At 61.7% G+C, this 16,670-nt stretch carries 13 protein-coding genes; 6 read left to right on the top strand and 7 right to left on the bottom strand.

Going from position 1 to position 16,670, the window contains the following annotated elements:
- The first annotated feature begins 166 nt into the window (after positions 1-166).
- Together pulA and malQ are read left to right on the top strand one after the other, a co-directional pair.
- Positions 167-2,134 carry a type I pullulanase gene (gene pulA, locus WD012_RS06660; RefSeq protein WP_339562985.1) on the top strand — a complete coding sequence of 656 codons (1,968 nt, stop codon included), beginning with the start codon at positions 167-169 and terminating at the stop codon, positions 2,132-2,134.
- Positions 2,135-2,457: 323 nt separating this feature from the next.
- On the top strand, positions 2,458-4,671 hold the full coding sequence (gene malQ / locus WD012_RS06655) for a 4-alpha-glucanotransferase (protein WP_339562984.1): 2,214 nt from the start codon (positions 2,458-2,460) through the stop codon (positions 4,669-4,671).
- A 128-nt stretch (positions 4,672-4,799) separates the two neighbouring features.
- On the opposite strand, the gene WD012_RS06650 is transcribed toward malQ, so the two are convergent.
- From WD012_RS06650 to WD012_RS06640, 3 genes are all read right to left on the bottom strand, one after another.
- Entirely contained in the window at positions 4,800-5,468 is a 669-nt protein-coding gene (locus WD012_RS06650; protein WP_339562983.1) for a DUF624 domain-containing protein, read from the bottom strand.
- A 558-nt stretch (positions 5,469-6,026) separates the two neighbouring features.
- Positions 6,027-6,887: a carbohydrate ABC transporter permease gene (locus tag WD012_RS06645; RefSeq protein ID WP_422614378.1), complete on the bottom strand. Its 861-nt coding sequence runs from the start codon at positions 6,885-6,887 to the stop codon at positions 6,027-6,029.
- The gene (locus WD012_RS06640; RefSeq protein WP_339562982.1) at positions 6,884-7,738 is read right to left on the bottom strand and encodes a carbohydrate ABC transporter permease; all 855 of its coding nucleotides are present in this window, start codon (positions 7,736-7,738) and stop codon (positions 6,884-6,886) included. Before WD012_RS06640 ends, WD012_RS06645 begins: the two co-directional genes overlap by 4 nt.
- Positions 7,739-8,030: 292 nt before the next feature.
- Here WD012_RS06640 and WD012_RS06635 point away from each other — a divergent pair, with 292 nt between their 5' ends.
- On the top strand, positions 8,031-9,089 hold the full coding sequence (locus tag WD012_RS06635) for a LacI family DNA-binding transcriptional regulator (RefSeq protein ID WP_339562981.1): 1,059 nt from the start codon (positions 8,031-8,033) through the stop codon (positions 9,087-9,089).
- A 462-nt stretch (positions 9,090-9,551) separates the two neighbouring features.
- Here the strand turns inward: WD012_RS06635 and WD012_RS06630 are convergent, their stop codons facing one another.
- On the bottom strand, positions 9,552-10,901 hold the full coding sequence (locus tag WD012_RS06630) for an ABC transporter substrate-binding protein (RefSeq protein ID WP_339562980.1): 1,350 nt from the start codon (positions 10,899-10,901) through the stop codon (positions 9,552-9,554).
- A gap of 261 nt (positions 10,902-11,162) precedes the next feature.
- Positions 11,163-11,864: a histidine phosphatase family protein gene (locus WD012_RS06625; protein WP_339562979.1), complete on the bottom strand. Its 702-nt coding sequence runs from the start codon at positions 11,862-11,864 to the stop codon at positions 11,163-11,165.
- A 110-nt stretch (positions 11,865-11,974) separates the two neighbouring features.
- On the opposite strand from WD012_RS06625, the gene WD012_RS06620 reads away from it, so the two are divergent.
- Complete coding sequence (locus WD012_RS06620) at positions 11,975-12,340, top strand: hypothetical protein (protein ID WP_339562978.1); 366 nt, start codon at positions 11,975-11,977, stop codon at positions 12,338-12,340.
- Positions 12,341-12,432: 92 nt separating this feature from the next.
- Positions 12,433-13,209, top strand: coding sequence for a nitroreductase family protein (locus WD012_RS06615; protein WP_339562977.1), 777 nt, complete (start codon positions 12,433-12,435; stop codon positions 13,207-13,209).
- A gap of 109 nt (positions 13,210-13,318) precedes the next feature.
- Here WD012_RS06615 and WD012_RS06610 read toward each other — a convergent pair whose 3' ends face one another.
- Together WD012_RS06610 and WD012_RS06605 are read right to left on the bottom strand one after the other, a co-directional pair.
- The gene (locus tag WD012_RS06610) at positions 13,319-13,570 is read right to left on the bottom strand and encodes a hypothetical protein (RefSeq protein ID WP_339562976.1); all 252 of its coding nucleotides are present in this window, start codon (positions 13,568-13,570) and stop codon (positions 13,319-13,321) included.
- A 68-nt stretch (positions 13,571-13,638) separates the two neighbouring features.
- On the bottom strand, positions 13,639-15,033 hold the full coding sequence (locus WD012_RS06605; protein ID WP_339562975.1) for an MFS transporter: 1,395 nt from the start codon (positions 15,031-15,033) through the stop codon (positions 13,639-13,641).
- Between the two features lie 414 nt (positions 15,034-15,447).
- On the opposite strand from WD012_RS06605, the gene WD012_RS06600 reads away from it, so the two are divergent.
- Positions 15,448-16,380 (top strand): aldo/keto reductase, encoded by a 933-nt coding sequence (locus WD012_RS06600; RefSeq protein WP_339562974.1) that lies wholly within the window; start codon positions 15,448-15,450, stop codon positions 16,378-16,380.
- Positions 16,381-16,670: the final 290 nt, after the last annotated feature.

Below are 16,670 nucleotides of genomic sequence, written 5' to 3'. Positions count from 1 at the left end.
TCCGATCCCAATGGCAAGGGCGGGTCCGAGGCATGCCATGCTTTCGGATCCGCCCTTGTCGTGTATCAGGCCTGATTCATCCCCATATATCATCATTGCCCATTCACACACACGACCTTGGCCGCGATGCGATGCGGTTTCAGCCGCGGCCATACAAAGGAGCACCATGTCCCCCATCACAACCTGGCCGACGTATTCCGGCCCGTTAGGCGCCCGGCTGCTCGAGCACGGCACCGCATTCACCGTCTGGGCACCTTCCGCGGCATCGGTCAAACTTCGCCTGTTCGGCAGCAGCAACGAACGGGAATCCCCGCGAGACATCGTCGAGCTGGCCCGCGTCGAAGATGGCGCGTGGCGGTACACCAGCCCGGACCGGCTTGCCGGCGTCTATTACGACTACCTTCTGGCCTTTCCGATCAGCAAGGTGCCCACGCCGCCGAATGACGCGATCATCAGCACCGCCGACGGCACGGTGACCATCCGCACGGCCGACCCGTGGGCGAAGGCGAGCGGCGTCAACGGCGAGCGCAGCATGGTCGTCGATCTTGCCCAGACGAATCCGCAAGGCTGGGACCAGGACCATGCGCCGGATATCCCGGCTTCACAGACGGTGATCTGGGAAACCCATGTCGGCGATTTCAGCAACGACCCGCACGGTGGTTTCCCGCAGGAGCATCGGGGCAAATTCCTCGCATTCACGGACGCCCATACGACGCTTGACGACCAGCCCGGCGGTTTCCCCACCGGTATCGCCTATCTGCGGCATCTGGGCGTCACCCACGTGCAGATCATGCCGTTCTACGACTACGGGTCGGTCGACGAGGCGACCGGCACCCCGTACAACTGGGGGTATGACCCGGTCGCGTATGATGTGCCGGAGGGGTCGTACAGCACGGACCCGTATGACGGCGCCGTACGTATCCGCGAGTGCAAGGCGATGATCGCCGCGCTGCACCGGGCGGGCATCCGGGTGATCATGGATGTCGTCTACAACCACATGTATGAGAACGACAACGAATTCGAGCGCATGGTGCCGGGGTATTTCTGCAGGCGCAATGGCAAGGGGGATTTCGCGAACGGCTCGGGCTGTGGCAACGATATGGCCAGCGAGCGGCCGATGTTCAGCCGGTTCATCGTCGATTCGCTGGTGTATTGGGCGAGCGAATACCACGTGGACGGCTTCCGTTTCGACCTGATGGGGTTGTTGGATACGCAGACGCTCAACCATGCGCGTGCCGAGCTTGACCGGCTGCCTGGCGGCAAGTCGATTCTCATGTATGGCGAACCGTGGTCAGCGGACAAGACGACTGCCGAGCCGTCGTTCACGCTCGCGGACAAGCAGGGCCGTAAGCTGCTGGACGCGCGTATCGGCTGGTTCTGCGATGAGAGCCGCGACTCCATCAAGGGCGATGTCATGCTCGGGCGCGAACCGGGGTATGTGAACGGCTCGCCCGACGCGTTCGCCGCCCAGGTGCGCCATGCGCTCAACGGCTGGCGCGGCACCAAGGCCCAAGGCAAGCAGGTCGGCCAGATTGTGCAGTACGTGTCAGCGCATGATGACTTGACGCTGTGGGACAAGCTGTGCCTGACGATGCGTGACGACCCGGCCCACGCGGATTACGATGCGACCGGTGACGTGCAGGATATCCTCGCGGCCAACGCGATCGCCGCCGGGCTCGTGCTCACGTCCGCCGGACTGCCGTTCATGCTCTCCGGCGAGGAGTTCACGCGCACCAAGTACGGCTGTGACAATTCCTTCGATCGCAGTGCGGAGCTGAACTGGCTGGATTGGGGCAGGGCATCCCGGCTGTCGTCGTTGATTGAATGGTACCGTACGCTGATCGGCGTGAGGAAAACCCATCCGGATTTCTACGACGGGCAGCGTGTCGCCTTGGATTCCCCTGAGGGTGTGATTGCCGCACGTGTCGGCGAGCATCTCGTGGTGTGCGCGAACCCCACTGCGGATGGCGTGACGATCCGTCTGTCCGAGGGCGTATCCGCAGCGGGCCGGCATTGGGCCATCATCGCCGATTCAACGGATGTGGCGGCTCCTTGCGCGGATGCCGGCGCGCATGTCATCAACGGCGTCGAGCTTTCCGTGCCCGCGCGTACCTTCGTGGTATGCGGGATGTGATGGCGATGCCGCGGTAGTGTCGCCCGCTTCAGGACGGTTGTTTCGGGCCCGTACCCGCGTGTGTCGTACATGAGCGGCACGCCGGGACGGGGCCGTTTGCCTTCGGGAATGCAAACGATAGTAGGTTTTCGCCTTCGGATATGCGAAAATCACAGCAAACATCCTGTCTTTCATTAAGAAATTCAACGCTCCGTACGCATTGCAAACGATTTCAATGCGCGGTAGAATAGCTGTGTTCAGACTTGGCGGCTGCCCCAATGATGGTCAATGTCGTCAGCACAGAACCTGTCATCGCATACTCGAGAGGAGCGAAGGAGCGCATTATGTCCAATCAGACGGCATCGTCGCCATCCGGCCAAGGCATCCAGCAGCAAGAAAGCCCCGAGCGTCTTGCACGGCCATTGATCAGGCTCGCCAAGGCGAGCGGGATCTCCACCTCATATATCGACCAGCTCGGCACCTATGTCGAAATCAGGGACGCCGTACTGGTCAGCGTGCTCGCCGCACTCGGTGTCGACGCCTCCAGCGACGCCGCCATCGAAGCGTCTTTGGAGTCCATTCATCGCGCCTCGTGCGACCAACTGGTCCCGCCGACGGTCGTCGTATTCGCGGGCACGCCGACGCGTGTGCCGATCCACGCGACCACACCGGCCCCAGCAGTCTCTCTAACCCTGGAAAACGGCGAATCCTATGACGGCGACCTCGACGCCCTGCTCGCCGTGGACGCCGACGCGGATTCGGCAATCCCCCACGCCTACACGCTGACCATGCCGGACAACCTGCCGGCCGGCTACCACACCCTTCATGTAGCCGATGGCGACCGATCCGCCGACGCCACAATCCTGTGCGCCCCGGCACGGATCCCCGTTCCCGGGCCTGTCGCCCAGCACCACCGTTGGGGCTGGATGACCCAGATATACTCCGTACGTTCCAAGGAATCCTGGGGCGTCGGCGATTACGGCGACCTCAAGAAGCTGCTCCACGACGCCGGCGAACACGGTGCCGATTTCATGCTCATCAACCCGATTCACGCAGGCACCCCGATCCCGCCGATCGAACCGTCCCCGTATCTGCCGGAATCACGCCGATTCCTCAACGTCACGTACATCCGCCCCCAGCAGATCGAAGAGTACGCCGAGCTGGATGCCGAGGACCGCGCACAGGTCGACGCCCTGCATGACAGCGTCAAAGCCGCCAACGACAACCCGGATCCGCTGGATCTCAACGCGTCCTGGACCGCCAAACGCAAGGCGCTGTGGGTGATCTACCGGCATGGCCGCTCCGCGGAACGTCAGGCGGCATTCGAGGCTTTCGCCAAAGCCGCCGGCCCGGACCTCGACGCCTTCGCCGCATGGTGCGTGGCGTTCGAAGTGTGGGGAGCACCTTGGGAAGAGGACAGGAACCCCTGGTTCTCGACACTGAACCGTGATTCGCCTGAAGTGGCCGCGCTCGTCCGCGAGCACCGGGACCTGTTCGACTTCCAGCGTTGGCTGCAGTGGATCGCCGACGAACAGGTCGCCCAGGCGCAGGCCGCCGCGAAGGATGCCGGTATGGCGCTCGGCCTCATGCAGGATATGGCTGTCGGCGTGCACGCGTACGGCGTTGACGTGTGGTGGAATCCGGAACGCTTCGCCGTCGGCAGCGTGACCGTCGGCTGCCCGCCGGACTTCTACAACCAGCAGGGCCAGGATTGGGGCCAGCCGCCGTTCAACCCGCGCTATCTGGAGCACACCGGCTACCGTGTCTACCGCGAGATGGTGCACAACGTGTTCGCGCACGCCGGCGCGGTGCGCATCGACCATGTGCTCGGCCTGTTCCGCCTGTGGTGGATCCCGAAGGGCGAAGGCGCCAAGGGCGGGGCATACGTCACCTACAACTATCGGGCGATGCTCGCCGTATTGTCGATCGAGGCGAGCCGTGCGGGCGGCATGGTCATCGGCGAGGATCTCGGCACGGTTCCCGCATACGTGTCCCAGGTGCTTGCCGATCATGGCGTGCTCGGCACGGTCGTGGAATGGTTCGCCCGCGTCAACAATTCCCCGACCGCCGGCGACCCGTATGCCGATCCGTCCACCTACCGCAAGTATGCGCTGGCGTCCGTCACCACGCACGATCTGCCGCCGACCGCCGGATATCTCGAGTTCGAGCATGTCAAGCTGCGCGAAGAGTTGCACTTGCTGAGCGAACCGGTCGAGGAGTTCCAGAAGGCCGCAAGCGCGGAACGCGACGCGATGCTCAAGCTGCTGGTCGACGGCGGATGGCTTGATGCCGCCGCCGCACAGGATGTACCCGCCCACGAGCAGCAGATCATCGAGGCGATGCACCGCATGCTGCTCAATGCCCCGTCCTTGCTGCTGCAAGCCGCGTTGGTCGACGGCACCGGCGAGCACCACACCCAGAACCAGCCGGGTACGAGCACCGAATACTGCAATTGGCGGGTGCCGTTGCATGACGCCGACGGCAAGCTGGTCCATACGGACGAGGTGTTCACGAACCCGCGCGTGCTGTCCCTGGCACGTGTGATGTGCGGCAAGTGAGTGATGCGTGAGCCGGCCGTACCGGCCCCGTACCACGGCGATGGCCGCCTGCTTCCGCGATCGGGAGGCAGACGGCCATCGTCGTATGGTATCCACACAAGGCGTGTACCGCTCCGGTGCTGCCGCCGTTACGCCTCCTGTGCGGCCTTCGCGCCGCCGTTGAGCCAATCCGCGTCATCATGGCCGCCGCTCTGCGCGCTCTTGGTGTAGGGGGCGAATACGCGTTCCAGCAGCGGGATGTGCAGCGTCACGCACGTGCCGTACCCCATGAGCAGCAGGAGGAACAACCCTTGTGGCATGTACCGCCAGCATGCCGCGATCAGCGCGATATACACCGCGTCGATGGCGACCATGCCCAGCGTGGTCCCGATATGCGAGATACCGAAGATATACGCGTTGGCGAGCGTACGGCCGAACCCGTTCTCGAAGCGCGCCTGCAATGCCCACACCCACTCGAAGCCGATGACCCACAGGATGGTGAACGCGAACTTGGGGATAAGCAACGGCGTGATTTGCAGGAAGATCCAGGATGCCACGAGGCCGGCCCCGATCGGCCCGAATATCAGCCACGCCAACGTGGATTTGGGAAAATTGCTTTTGAACGCCCTGAAGTAGTTCACTGTCACATGGCCTTCGCCGAGTATGGACCGACGGGCGGCGTCATGCCCCGCAGCGAGCGCCGCGCCCATCGTGATGACGGGGATGGAGGTCACCAGCATCAGGATGTTGATCCAGATGGCATCGATGAGGTTGCTCAGCCCGCGCATGAACGGGGAATCCGGGGACAGGAAATGCATGGAGGCTCCTTGGGGGTTGGCAGGGTTCCCATTCATCCTAGCAATCGTTGTCATCCCGGCACAGCCGGTTGGCGCAGGGCGGACGGCCGCCCGGCGAAAGGCAGCCATGCCAACCCACCATCCGCCCGCCGTGCGATCGCCCGATCGCACCACGACCGGATACACCCCCAATCGCCTGACTCTCCAACCCATATCCGTCCGCCGTGTGCCCCATTTGTCGCACCACGTCCAGATACCAGCCATCGGGGCCGCGATACGCGGCCTATCCACCCGCGGTGCGACCGCCTGGTCACACCGCAACACGGATACACCCCGCTCGCCCAGCCCCAACCGGCCATCTCCCCGCCGTGCGATCGCCCGATCGCACCACGACCGACTACCTCCACCAGCCGACCATACCAACCCGCAACCCGCCCGGCGTGCGACCGCCCGATCACACCATGCCCAGATACCAACCGCCAGCCCGCCCGATCGTCCTTCACCTCCCATATACGCAACGGGGGCGGGCCGGTCGAAACCGGTCCGCCCCCGTTGTTTTAGGAGTTCAGAGGAAGAATTTCAGCCCTTGACTGCGCCAGCGATCACACCCTTGACGATGTACCTCTGGCAGATCAGGTAGAAGATGATGATCGGCACGATGGCCAGCACCAGGCAGCCCATCATCGCGCCCATATCGACGGAGCCGTAGCCGCCCTTGAGGTACTGCACGGCGATCGACATGGTCTTGTACTTGTTGAGGTCGAGGGTCAGGTACGGCAGCAGGTAGTCGTTCCAGATCCACATGGTCTCGAGGATGGCCACGGAGATGATGGACGGCCGCATAATCGGCACCACAATGCTGAAGAAGATGCGCGGCACGGATGCGCCGTCGAGCATCGCGGACTCTTCAAGCTCCTGCGGGATGCCCTTGACCACGCCGGTGAAGATGAACACCGCCAGGCCTGCGCCGAAGCCCAGGTAGACGATCCACAGGCCCCACGGGGTGTTGAGGCTCAGCATGTCGGCCAGCTTGGAGAGGGTGAACATCACCATCTGGAAGGGCACGATCATGTTGAACAGGAACAGCGTGTACAGCAAACGCGCAGCCCAGTTGTCCACACGGACGATCCACCATGCGCACATGGAGCAGCACAGCAGGATCAGCGCGACGGCGCCGACCGTGATGAACACGGTCCAGCCGAAGCTGCCGATGAGGTTCGTGCGCTCGATACCGGTGGCGTAGTTCTCCCACCCTGCGAAGGATTCCTTGTTGGGCAGGGAGAACGCGTTCTTGGAGATGTACACCTTCTTCTTGAAGGAGTTGATGAGCACCAGGACGATCGGGTAGACCCACACCAGGCTCAGGATGGTGAAGAACACCGTCCAAGCCCACGGGTGACGGACGCGCTCCGAGGCGTCGATTTCCTTTTCGTCGTTCATGCCTGCACCTCCTTGCTGGAAGTCAGACGGTTCTGGATCAGCGCCACAACCGCCACGATGATGAAGAACACCACGGCCTTCGCCTGGCCGACGCCTTCAAAGCCGATGCGGCCGTAGAAGGTACGGTAGATGTTGAGGGCGACGAGCTCGGAGGTGTTGGACGGGGCGCCGTTGGTCAGCGCAAGGTTCTGGTCGTACATCTTGAAGCCGTTGGTGACGGTCAGGAAGGTGCACACGGTGATGCTCGGCATCATGAGCGGGATGATGACGTTGAACAGGCGCTGGCGTCCGTTGGCGCCATCCACTTCGGCCGCCTCGATGACGTCCGTGGGCAGGGACTGCAGGCCGGCGACGTAGATGATCATCATGTAGCCGATCTGCTGCCAGCACAGGAGCATGACCATGCCCCAGAAGCCGTAGGTCGACGAGTACGTGATGGACCTGGCCCAGTGGGCGAGCACGCCGTTGAGCAGCAGCAGCCACACATAGCCCAGGATGATGCCGCCGATCAGGTTCGGCATGAAGAACACGGACCTGAAGACGTTGGTGCCCTTGAAGGCTTTGGTGAGCATGTACGCGATGGCGAAGGCCACGACGTTGATGATGATCGTGGTCACGATGGTGAATGCCGTGGTGTACCCCATCGCATGCCAGAATTCCTTGTCCTGGAGCGCTACGCGGTAATTGTGCAGACCCACGGGCCGGGCATCGGTGACCGTCGTGAATTTGCAGAAGCTCAGGTAGACGCCCAAGATGAACGGCAACAGGAAGCCAATGATGAACGCCGCGAAAGTAGGTAGCGCGAACAGCGCCCACCAGCGACGTATGGATTTGCCAACCATGGTGATCATCTTGCTCTCTCCTCTCTGTCTCGTTCGCCGTCACCTCGTAGTGACAACGGTTGCAAAACTAATCTATCCGGCTCAACGGCAAGCTACCTCGACCCGCTGGTTGAGCCAACAGCTCATATGGTACGCGGGTTCACCAAAAAATACAAACGTTTTCATTTCGGCGTGGCGGTTTTTACTTAACCGATTAATATATTGATTTATGGGAAATTTACAGCATGCTCATTGCATTGCTGTTATACTGGGACATACGATTTTTTAGGGAAAGCATTGCAACCGCATGCAATCGAGGCGCATGGCGACACCGCCGCAGCGCCGGCATCCCGCTACTACGAAGGAGCCTACCACGACCGCCACAATCCAAGATGTCGCCAACCGCGCGAAAGTCTCCATTTCCACGGTTTCGCGCTCATTCACACGACCAGATCTCGTATCACCCAAAACGCGGGCAAAGGTGCTCGCCGTGGCAGACGAGCTGAACTTCTCCATCTCCCGCTCCGCCGCAGCGCTGAAAACCGGCCAGTCCCTGCGCATCGCACTGCTGGTGAGCAACCATATCAGCAACTGGTTCGCAGCCTCGGTCATCGAGGGGCTGAACGCGGAATTCTCCGCCGCCGGCTATGACCTGTCCATCATCCAGATCGACAGCCGCCAGCAACGCAGGGAATTCTTCGACACCTTGCCGGTACGCCGCAACGCCGACGCCGTGGTCATCGCCTCGTTCGACATCGACGAGGAGGAAATCAAGCGCCTGAGCAGCATCGACGTGCCGATCATCGGCGTGAATTCGGTCCTGCAGAGCAGCTTCTCGGCGACCGTCAACATCGACGACCACCAGGGATCCATCCTCGCCGCCCGGCACCTCATCCAGCTCGGCCACAGGCACATCCTGTATGTACGGACCAACCCGGCGCAATCGCTGCATTTCAGCGTGCAGGAGCGCATCGAATCATTCCTGGGCTACTGCCGCGGCCAAGGCATCGAACCGACCGTCGTCACCGCCGAGGAGGGAACGTACCGCATCGACAACCTCATCACCCAGATTCTCAGCCTGCCAGAGATGCCCACGGCGATCGCCTGCCAGGAAGACGGCCTCGCCATACCGCTGATCTTCCAGCTGGAACGCAACGGGTTCTCCGTACCTTCGGACATCTCGGTCATCGGCTACGACGACAGCACCTACGCGCATGACGTCGGGCTCACCACCATCCGCCAGCTGCCTATCGACATGGCACGCTCGGCTGCACGCAAGACCCTGGACCTGATCGAAGGGCACACGCCGCCGAAGCGCAACGAGGTCTTCCCCGCCCACCTGGTCGTCCGCTCCTCGACCTCACGCGTGGAAGACCGCTGAGCCCGGACGGGGACGTTCCGCTGGCTGTCCGCCATACCAGCCCGTATCCGCATGGATTCTCCCCATGGTCGGCGCGGGAGATTACGGCGATTGGACGAATCCAACGATGTTCTCCCGGGAGAACATCGTCATGCAGGCTCATCCGCCGCAAACTCCCGGCACGGCCGACTTCCCGGCACGCGTTCGCCAGCTGCGCATTGCCACGGCATACCGGGCGCGGAACCCCAGGACCAGCCATTCCGTTTCCCGCACGCCACGCCGCCGGCCACGCATGCCGGCCGATCACCCCAGTCCGGGAATGCCCCGGCTATCGCGGCTGACTACGTACACCAACAGAATGACCCCCACCGTGAATCCACAGTGGGGGTCATTCCAACCATCAAACAAAGAAGAAAGGAGAAAAACATGGAGGGCCGGCCGGAAACCAACCGGCCCTCATATCAGCGAGATTCCATAGGCGGCTCAGCCTTCATGGGCGGCCGAGTATTCCTTGGCCCAGCCATCGACGAAGGCGGTCTTGACAGCATCCCACTTGCCGGTGCCCTGGGCGTACTCGAGGAGTGCGTTGCCGAAGTCGTTCTTCCACTGCTCGGAAGGCATGAAGGCGAAGTCCCAAGCGACCTGGGTCTTGCCGGACTTCTGGTCGTCAACAGCGGCCTGGGTCAGCGGGTTGGTGATCTTCACGCTGTCGAAGGACTTGAACGGAGTGGTCAGGCCCATCTTGTCGCTGATGGCGGAGATGCCGGTCTTCGAGGTGATGACCCACTTGAGGAAGGCCGCGGTGGCCTTCTGGTCGGCATCGGAAGCCTTGGAGTTGATGCACCAGTAGTTTTCGGAACCGGTGACCAGACCCTCGTTCTTGTCGTCGACACCGAAGTAGATCGGCAGCATGCTGACATCGTCGGCCTTCATGCCGGCCTTCTGCAGGTTAGCCCACTCCCAAGTACCGTTCTGGTAGAACGCCGCCTCGCCAAGCGCGAACTCGGAATCGGCATCATCAGAGGTCTTGGAGCTCAGCTGCGTCGGATCGGTGGTGGAGTCCTTGAGATACATGTCGAACACGTTCTTGTACTCCGGCAGATAGGTGCCCTTGATGGTGGCCGGCTCGGTGGTCACCTTGTCCTTCTCGAACTCGTAGTAGAGCGGAAGGTTGGCCAGGTGGGTCTTGAAGCGCCAGTCAGAGCTGGAATCGAAGCCTGCGGAGGTGAAGGCGCCCTTGATGCCGAGCTCGCTCTTGCGGGCCTGCATGTCGTCGGCGACGGCCTTCAGGGTGTCGAAGGAGTTGATGTCGTCGATGGACTTGGCCTTGGCGCCGTCAAGCGCGAAGTACTTGTTCAGGATGCTCTTGTTGTAGATGATGCCGTAGGTTTCCATTGCGTACGGCACGCCGACGACCTTGTTGCCGTCCTTGAGCGCGACCTTCTGGTTGATGAGCTGCTTGTACGGCTCAGTGTTGGACATGTCGGCGGTGTAATCCTTCCAGTTGGCATAGCCGACAGGGCCGTTGACCTGGAACAGGGTCGGGGCGTTGCTCTTCGCCATTTCGCTCTTGAGCTGCTGCTCATAGGTGCCGGACGCCGCAGTGGACACGGTGACTTCGACGCCGGTCTCCTTGGTGTATTCCTTGGCGAGGGCCTTCCACTGGTCCGCCGCTTCCGGCTTGAAGTTCAGGTAATAGACCTTGCCCTTGCCGTTGTCGCTGCTGCTGGAGCTGCCGCAACCTGCGAAAGCGCCCACCGACATAGCTGCCACCGCTGCAATGGCGATCGCTGACTTGACTGTACGATTCATCATCGAACCTTTCTCTTCCACTGTCGTTTCCGATTGTTGGTCGGAAGCCAGCACTTGCATCGTGCCGTCATGTTTTCGACACCACCTATTATGCATCGCCGATTGCATTTTTGCAAACGATGGCGTGGAGACTCGCCGGCGTGTCGCGCAGCTCGACCTTGTTTCAGACCAAAAATGGCTGTTTTTCAATGGGTTTGGAATTATGTGCGCCATGAAAGCGTTTGCAAATACGGCGTTCCGGCACGATGGCCGCCGCCGACGCGCCACGCATACAGCACGGGGCTAGCAGTTCCAGTGCACGATCACATGGTCCTCATGATATGTGCCGAGCACACAGTAATGCGCGGTATCCAACCGCAGCAACCGGCCCTGATGCGGGTCGACACCCAGCCACTGCGTCGTCAGGATCCTCAGGATATGCGCATGCGCGACCAGCAGCACATCATGCCCCTGCCCCAGCAACGGCGACACCTCGGCGATCACGGCACGCGTACGCGCCGACGCCGCCTCGAGCGTCTCACCTTCGCCGTTATGGACCGGCACCTGCTCCCCACCGGGCAGTGTGGCCGTCCAATCACCCGCCAGTTCCATACTCACCTGGCGGGGTCCATCACGCCACACATCCCATGCGAAGCCGCTCGCCTCACTGATCTGGCGGCGCGTATGCCCTTCCGCCCTGCCATAATCCCATTCGGCAAGGCCGTCAAGCACCGTTGCCTCCGGGTAGCCCGCGAGCGCGGCGGTCTGCCTGGCCCTCCGCAGCGGGCTGACGAACACGCGCCCCGCGGCGAATCCTTGAGGAAACGCCCCGCGCAGGCGCTCCCCGGCTTGTCTCGCCTGATCCTGGCCGTCCTGTGTCAGTGGGATATCGGTACGGCCGGTATGCTGCCCCGACACGCTCCACACGGTCTGCCCGTGCCGCAGCAGCACCAGTCGACCCGGTGATTGGGGGGCCTCATTGCCTGCACAATTGATAGCTGTCATAGTGGCATTGTACCGCCGGCAACGCGCTACGGCGAGAACGCGCCGAAGAACGACACGAATCCGCCGGCCCGGCACCTCATGCCATGGGTTTCCTGGCCTATGATGGGCATATGAGTACTCGCACCAACCTTCCCCCGGACACGGGCTCCACCGCCGATGCCATCATCGCGCGGCTTCAGGCGGCGGACACGGCAGTCGCCGCGCTGAAAGCCCGCCGCGAACGTGATCCGGAGACACTCGGCGACAAGATCCTTCTGTTCGCGTTGCCCACAATCGCCGGAGTCGCCATCGGGCACATCATGCAGTCCGTGTGGTCCGGAGTCGAGCGTCGCAGCATCGCCGGTGGAAACACGAAATCGACAACCAGCCTGATGGCCAGCCTGTCACGCACGGCGATTTCGGCGGCGGTCGCAGCGGTCACCAACCAGCTGTCCGGTATGGCCGCGCAGGCGATTGTCCGCCGGCATCATCGCTGAACCCGCTGATCCGGCGGCAAAGCCCCACGACATTCTTCACAGATAGCGAACGCCCATAGGCATCCGCAACATTGGATTGCGACAATGAAGGTATGAGTACAACCATCACCTCCGCACCAGCGGTCGACACCCTGCTGGACCGTCGTTCCATCCGTAGATTCAAGCCGGACGCCATCGACAGCCAGACCGTGGACGCGCTGGAATCCGCCGCACAGCACGCAGCCTCCAGCCAGTTCCTCAACGACTGGTCGGCCATCCGCATCACCGAGCCGAGCCTCAAGGAGAAACTCGCCGCCATCGGGCGCCAGGACTACATCGCCACCGCCCCCTTGCTGTACGTGTTCGTGCTCGACGAGCATCGCAACGCCATAATCGCCGAAACGAAAGGCGTCGACGTGTCCGAGCAGCGGTACACGCTGCGGTACGGCTACCGCTTCTCGCAGGCGCAGAACGATGCCGTGCTCGCCTTGCACGCAATGGAGACGGCGGCCGAATCGCTGGGTCTCGGCTGCGTGATCCTCGGTTCGCTCCTCAACGACATCCCCGAACTCATCGCCGCCCTGCACCTACCGAAATACACCTTCCCCGTGCTCGGGCTGGCAATCGGCAAGCCGGACCAGGAACCTGCCTCCAAGCCGCGTATGCCACGTTCCATGCAATTCTTCGATAACACGTATCCCACGGACGACACCCCGGTCCGTGAGCTCGCAACGTTCGATGATGAAGTCCACCGCTACTACGATCTGCGCAACGCCGCACGGCCCGTGGACGCGTTCAGCGACCAGATCGCGAGTATCGCCGAAGACGAGACCGCACTTGACCGCGGTCTATGCGACGCCGAGGCACAGGGATTCGACCTGGGACGCTGAACATCCCCGTCTGGGCATCCTTACCCGCCACTGACGAAGGCCGTAGACGCCGGTTTCCCGGTATCTACGGCCTTCGCCGTGCTCTGAACGCTCTCGGCGACAATCCGTGTCACCGTCGGCGAGGCTTGTACCCGCGCTTGCGCGAACGGGGTTTCGGCTGTGCCGACATGTGCGGCGTCATATCCCGCAACGACGGGTCATGATGCGTCAAATGCCAGGTCCCGCAATACTCACACCGGTACACCCACAGTTCCGCACCGCGTTCACGCCAGCTCTGGTCGGCTGCCCGCAACGCCTGCGCTTTGTCGTGGTACATGATCTTGTTCGATTCAGTACACCGTTTGGGAGTGAAGTAATGCATAGTACTGCCGAGTGTAGGTCATCGTGCTGATGAAGTACAGGGAGAGGCCCGGCACCAAGCCAGACACGTCAGCCGAGCGCTCCCTCACGCTTCATATACCGGAACGCGTGCGCCATGCACAGGCAGGCGCACAGCACTACCACCGTGAGGAACACGTAGCCGTTGTGGGCCCCGGAAACGGTCGCCGCACGGTACGCGGCGGTTCCCGGCTCACCATGGCCGGCCTGCGCGGAGGCGAGGAACACGGACAGGATGGTCGTACTCACCGCGCCGGCAAGCTGCTGGAAGGTGCTGAACAGGGCGTTGCCATCCGCCTTCAGCTGGGCGTCCACCTGGTTAAGCCCGCTGGTCATGGTGTTGGCGAACGCCATGGAGAAGCCGACCATGAACACGAAGTAGAAGATGCCCAGTTCAAGAGCGGTCGACGAACCATTCACGAACACGGAGAACAGCAGCACGCCAACCAGGGTGACGACAAGCGCGCCGGTGATCGGCTTGACCGGCCCCTGACGGTCGAGCAGCGAACCGGAAACCGGGGCGAGCATGGCGCCGAACAAGGCGCCCGGCAGCACGAGCACGCCAGACGCCAAGGCCGAAATGCCATAGCCGAGCTGCGCCGAATTCGGGATGACGAAACTGAAGCCGATCATGGAGATCTGCAACAGCACGTACGCGAGCAGATGCCAGCGGAACGGCACGCTACGTAGCACGCCGAGCCTGACCAGCGGGGAGAACGAACGGCGAGACAGCTGGGCGAACGTCACCAGCGCCACTACGCTGACTACCAGCAGCAGCACTGCCACAGCGGCGGTTTTCCCAGCTCCCGGGGTGCCTTGGCTGAACGCGGTGATTGCGGAACCGCCCTCGTCAATAGCGAAGACAAACGCGACGAATCCCACCGCCATAAGCAAGACGTGAAGCGGATTGAGATGCGCTTCTACCGTGGGCGACCCTTGCTGGATATTGGCAAGACCCAGGCCCAGCGCGATCAGCAGGAACGGCAGCAGAATCACGAAAATCCACCGCCACGGCATATAGGTGCCGACCAGGCCGCCGACTGTCGGGCCGAGGGCTGGAGCCGTCGCCACGACCAGACTGCCGACGCCCATCAACTGGCCGATACGCGACTTTGGCGCTTGGTCAAGAATGATATTGAACATCAACGGCAGGGCGATACCCGTACCGCCACCCTGCAGGATGCGCGCAAGCATGAGCATCGGGAAATTCAGCGTGCATGCGCCGACAATACAGCCGACGATGCACAGCACGATGGCAATCAGGAAAATCCGCTTCACCGGCAGCTTGCGCTTGAGATACGACGACAGCGGCACCACCAGCGACACCACCAGCAGATACCCGGTGGTCAGCCACTGGACGGTGGACGTGCTGATATGGAACTCCCCCATCAGAATCGGGAACAGCACGTTCATCAGTGTTTCGGTGAGAATGCCGATGAAAGCCATGATTCCGGTCGCCAGAATCGAAAGAATCAGCGTCCGCGGAATCAGCTCAGGTTGCGTGGTACGGACTGCATTATGGGATTGTTGCTCAATGGCATCATGATCATGATGTTGTTCAGTCATGCACAGTAAGGCTGTCTCCAGCTATCCTTTCTTGGTCTGGCAAGCAAAGCCGCCAGGCGAGTTCCAACAGATCGTGCCGTGACACAACATGGGCAGGGCGGACGAACCGTCTGAACCTAACGTTGACATGCACGCTGCGTTGCCGTCACATGGACGACCTTGGGAAGAATCCTCATCTACCAGTATAGCGGTGCACCGCGGGCATACCCGCGGACGATTGACTGTCACCGAGCTTGACGGACCTCTCATTCGCCGCAAGCGGAAACTGGCTGGTCTGGCTTTCTCCAGCCAAGAGTGCTTGACTGGAACCGGCACACCCGCACGGCCGACGCTGTGCGTCCAATGCACACAGAACAACCAGGAGGCATCATGCGATTCTCATCATGCACCGACACATTTACGCTTGCCAACGGGACTGCGATCCCATGCATCGGCTACGGCACGTTCGAAACCCCTGCCGACGAGGCCCGGGTTGCAGTACGCGAAGCGCTGGAAGCCGGGTATCGTCACATCGACACGGCTGCCGTATACGGGAATCAGGAAGCCGTCGGCGCTGGAATACGCGACAGCGGGTTGCCCCGCGAGCAGCTGTTCGTCACCAGCAAGCTGTGGAACACGGAACGCGGATACGATAAGACGCTGAAAGCCTGTGATAAGACGCTGAACGAGCTGGGAATCGAGTACCTTGACTTGTACCTGATCCATTGGCCCGCCAATCGCAAGCAGTTCGGTGACCGTGCGCAGGAACTGAAAGCCGAGACGTGGCGGGCGTTCGAAGAACTGTATAAGAGTGGACGCGTGAAAGCTATCGGACTGTCGAATTTCCTGCCTCACCATATCGAACCGTTGGCAAGGACCGCAGCAATCATGCCGATGGTGGATCAACTGGAGGTACACCCCGGCTGGCCGCAGACGTCAGCGGTTCGATATTGCCAGGATCACGGTATCCAGGTCGAGGCGTGGGGGCCATTCGGTCACAAAGATGTACTGGAGAATCCGACGCTGGCATCAATCGGCGCAAAGTATGGGGAAAGCAGCGCGCAGGTCTGTGTGCGCTGGGCGTTGCAGCATGATGTGTTGCCATTGCCGAAGTCGGTGCATGAGGATCGTATGAAGTCGAATATTGATGTGTTTGATTTTGAGTTGTCCGATGATGATATGCGGGTGATTGACGGACTACGGGGTATCGGTGGTTCGTGTGCTGACCCTGATGCCGTTGATTTCTGATTTCGAAATCAAGAGGACGTTGCCACAGACAAATCCGCCTTGTGGCAACGTCCTCTTGTCGTATGTGATGTGTTGAGGAATGGCGGATTGCATGTGCGCTTGTGTGGCGTGTGTGATGCCGCGCATGCGTTCGAAGGATCCCGGGGGTCTGTGCCGCGTCCCATGGCGGGGTTCGTGGGTGGTCGGTGGTGTGTGTTGGTGTGGGGGTATGGGAAAAAAGAACGGTCCCGGCAGGGTTTGTGCCTGTCGGGGCCGTGTGACGTGTGATGCGGCGGCGTGCTACTCTCCCA

Source organism: Bifidobacterium thermophilum (genome assembly GCF_037482445.1).
Taxonomy (GTDB): Bacteria; Actinomycetota; Actinomycetes; order Actinomycetales; family Bifidobacteriaceae; genus Bifidobacterium; species Bifidobacterium thermophilum_B.
This window is presented reverse-complemented; position numbering and strand designations above follow the sequence as displayed.